Genomic DNA, 3,688 nt, shown 5'->3' on the forward strand with positions numbered 1-3,688 from the left:
CGCCCGCGCCGTACGCCCGCCCCCGCGGCCGGGCCGGGGCGGGGGCGGGCGTACGGCGCGGGCGCTGCTCCGTCCGGGTGAGCCCGTGGCGGGGCGCGGCGGGGCCGGGGGCGCTCGGGTGCCGGTGAGGGACCGCCGGTCAGTGCGGGAAGAGGGCCCCCGAGGCGAAGCGGAGGACGGCCTGCGGGGCGCCCGAGAGGACGACCGAGACGACGGCGGTGGCGGCGATCGCGGCGGTGACGGGCCACGGGGCCCGGCCGCGCGCGCCGACCGCCCCCGCGGCGCCTTCCGGGGCCCGGAAGAGGAGGGCGGTCCAGCGCAGGTAGTAGTACAGGGCGATGACGACGTTGGCGGCCATCACGACGGCGAGCCAGCCCAGTCCCGCGTCGACCGCGGAGCCGAAGACGGCGACCTTCGCGAACAGCCCGATGATGCCCGGCGGCAGGCCGGCCAGGCAGAGCAGGAAGAACGCGAGCGCGAGGGCGGCGGCGGGCCGCTCCGCGTAGAGGCCGCGGTAGTCGGCGATGCGGTGCAGCGGCTTGGTGCGGGCGACGAGCGCGGCCACGGCGAACGCGCCGAGGTTCGCGGCGGCGTACATGAGCGCGTAGGCGACGGTGGCGCCGATCTCGTCGCGGCCGGAGTACGCGGCGGCGGCGATCGGCACGAGGAGGTAGCCGGCCTGGCCGACGGAGGACCAGGCGAGCAGCCGTACCGCGCTGTGGGCGCGGGCGGGGTCCTGTCGGACGGCGGCGGCGTTGCCGAAGGTCATGGTGAGCGCGGCGAGGACGGCGAGGGCCGGGCCCCAGATGTCGGAGTACGCGGGGAAGGCGATGACGGTGACGAGGATGAGGCCGGTGAAGCCGACGGCCTTGCCGATCACGGAGAGGTATCCGGCGATCGGCAGGGGCGCGCCGACGTAGGTGTCCGGCACCCAGAAGTGGAAGGGGACGGCCGCCGTCTTGAAGGCGAACCCGACGAGGGTGAGCGCGACGCCGGCCATCGCGAGGGTGTCGAGCTGCCCGGGGACGTGGTCCAGCCGGTCGGCGACCTGTTCCAGGTGGAGGGAGCCGGTGGCCGCGTAGACGAGGCTGATTCCGAAGAGGGAGACGGCCGTGGCGGTGACGGAGGAGAGGAAGAACTTCAGGGCCGCCTCGGAGGACAGCCGGTCGCCGCGCCGCATGCCGACGAGGGCGAAGGCGGGCAGGGAGGCGACCTCCAGGGCGACGATCAGGGTGGCGAGGTCGCGGGAGGCGGGCAGGAGGGCGGCGCCGGCGGCGGAGGAGAGCAGCAGGAACCAGTATTCGCCGTCCGGCATGCGGGCTTCGCGGACCGCGGTGACGGACAGCAGGGCGGTGACGAGGGCGCCGGCCAGCACCAGGAACTGGATGACGAGGGTGAAGTGGTCGGCGGTGTAGCTGCACGCGCCGGGGTCGCCGGTCAGGCAGAAGGTGCTGCGGTCGCCGGCGCGCAGCGGGAGCAGGAGGGCGGTGGCGGCGGCGAGGCCGGCGATGGAGAGCCAGCCGAGGAGCCGCTTCGTCCGCTCGGTCGCGAACAGGTCGGCGACGAGGACGACGAGGGCGACGGCGGCCGGGACGACGACGGGGGCGATGGCGAGCCAGTCGATGCTCTGGACCAGGCCGGCCGCGGGTTCGGCGGCGGTCGTGGCGGCGGTGGCGGTGGCGGCGCCGCCGGTGGTGGTGGCCGCGTGCAGGGCCGTCATGCTTTGCCTCCTGCGAGGAGCTTCTGGACGGCCGGGTCGGTGAGGCCGAGGAGGACCGCGGGCCACAGGCCGGCGAGGACGGTGAGGGCGACGAGGGGCGTCCAGGCGGCGAACTCGTAGCCGCGGACGTCGGCGAGGGCGGCGGGGCCGCCGGGGCCGGCCGGCTGCGCCGCGGGGTCGCCCATGCAGACGCGCCGGACGACGACCAGCAGGTAGGCGGCGGTGAGGAGGGTGCCGAACGCGCCCATCGCGGTCCAGGTGAGGAAGGCGGGGCGGGACAGGCCCTCGGCCGGGTCGAACGCGCCGAACAGGGCGAGCATCTCGCCCCAGAACCCGGCGAGTCCGGGCAGGCCGAGCGAGGCGACCGCGGCGAAGGCGAGGAGCGCGCCGAGGCGGGGGGCGCGGCCGTAGAGGGCGGCTCCGGTGGCGCCGGCGAGCGTGTCGAGGTCGGCGGTGTTGTAACGCTCTTTGAGAGAACCGACAAGAAAGAAGAGAAGGCCGGTGATGAGGCCGTGGGCGATGTTGGCGAACAGCGCGCCGTTCACACCGGTCGGGGTCATGGATGCGATGCCGAGGAGGACGAAGCCCATGTGGCCGACGGAGGAGTACGCGATGAGCCGCTTCAGGTCGCCCTTGTTGCCCTTGCGGGCCAGCCACAGGCAGGCGAGGGATCCGTAGAGGATGCCGACGGCGCCGAAGGCGCCCAGGTACGGGGCGACGGCCGCCATGCCGTCGGGGGTGGCGGGCAGCAGGATGCGGACGAACCCGTAGGTGCCCATCTTCAGCAGGACCCCGGCCAGGAGGACGGAGCCGACGGTGGGGGCGGCGGTGTGGGCGTCGGGCAGCCAGCTGTGCAGCGGCCACATCGGGGTCTTCACGGCGAGGCCGGCGCCGATGGCGAGGACGGCCAGCAGCTGGGTGGTGGCGGTCAGTCCGCGGCCGCCGTCGGCGGCGAGCGCGGTCATGTCGAACGTGCCGGCGTGCAGGCCGAGGAGGAGCAGGCCGAGCAGCATCACGACGGAGCCGAGGAGCGTGTACAGGATGAACTTCCAGGCGGCGGCCTGCCGCCGGTCGCCGCCCCAGCGGGCGATGAGGAAGTACATGGGGATGAGGACCGTCTCGAAGGCGAGGAAGAACAGCATCAGGTCGAGGACGGCGAAGGTGGCGAGGGTGCCGGTCTCCAGGACGAGCAGGAGTGCGGTGAAGGCCTTCGCGGACGGGCCGGCGGGGAGCTTGAAGTAGCTGTAGAGCGCGCAGAGGAAGAACAGCAGCGCGGTCATCACGAGGAGGGGGAGCGAGATGCCGTCGACACCGAGGTGGATCCGGACGTTCAGGGCGGGGATCCAGCTGATGTCCGTGGTCGCCTGGAAGCGGGAGGGCTGGTCGTGGTCGAAGCCGGCGGCCAGGGCGAGGACCGCGGCGAGGACGGCGCCGGTGACGGTCACGCCGTGGCGGAGCACGGCCTGTTCGGGGTTCCTGCCCTTGAGGCCGGGCGGGGGCGGCAGCAGGGCCGCGGCGGCACCGAGGAGGGGTGCGGCGACGGCGAACGCCAGGAGGAACTGCATCACGGACGGGCTGATATCGATCACGGCTGACTCACGGCTCACGATCCGGCGTTGAGGTTGGCGAGGACGGCGGTGGCGATCGCCAGGACCACGGCGCCGGCGAACAGGGCGCTCAGGTAGCTCTGCACGTTGCCGGTCTGGGCGCGGCGGACGAGGCTGCCGAGCAGCCGGGTCCCGGCGCCGGCCCCGCCGATGTACGTGTCGACGACCTCGCGGTCCAGGAAGCGGACGAGGCCGGCGGCGGCGCGGACGGGCCGGACGAACAGCCGGTTGTAGACGGCGTCGAGGTGGAAGCCGGCGGCGGCGTGCCGGTAGAGCGGTCCGAGCAGGGCGCGGCCCGGGTCGGGGGCGGGGCCGGCCGGGACCGCGGGGTGGTCGTGGGTGACTTCGGCGACCTCGGGGG

General features: G+C 74.4%; 2 protein-coding genes and 1 pseudogene. All 3 read right to left on the bottom strand.

The features are described 5' to 3' along the window. Positions 1-139: 139 nt before the first annotated feature. The gene (locus tag EF903_RS30060) at positions 140-1,720 is read right to left on the bottom strand and encodes an NADH-quinone oxidoreductase subunit N (RefSeq protein ID WP_125548155.1); all 1,581 of its coding nucleotides are present in this window, start codon (positions 1,718-1,720) and stop codon (positions 140-142) included. Next, positions 1,717-3,309: a NuoM family protein gene (locus tag EF903_RS30065; RefSeq protein ID WP_125548156.1), complete on the bottom strand. Its 1,593-nt coding sequence runs from the start codon at positions 3,307-3,309 to the stop codon at positions 1,717-1,719. The genes EF903_RS30060 and EF903_RS30065 overlap by 4 nt, the downstream gene beginning before the upstream one ends. Before the next feature lie 14 nt (positions 3,310-3,323). After that, positions 3,324-3,688 (bottom strand): annotated as a pseudogene (locus tag EF903_RS30070) (NADH-quinone oxidoreductase subunit L); the annotation flags it as partial.

Source organism: Streptomyces sp. WAC05292 (genome assembly GCF_003949955.1).
Classification (GTDB): domain Bacteria; phylum Actinomycetota; class Actinomycetes; order Streptomycetales; family Streptomycetaceae; genus Streptomyces; species Streptomyces globosus.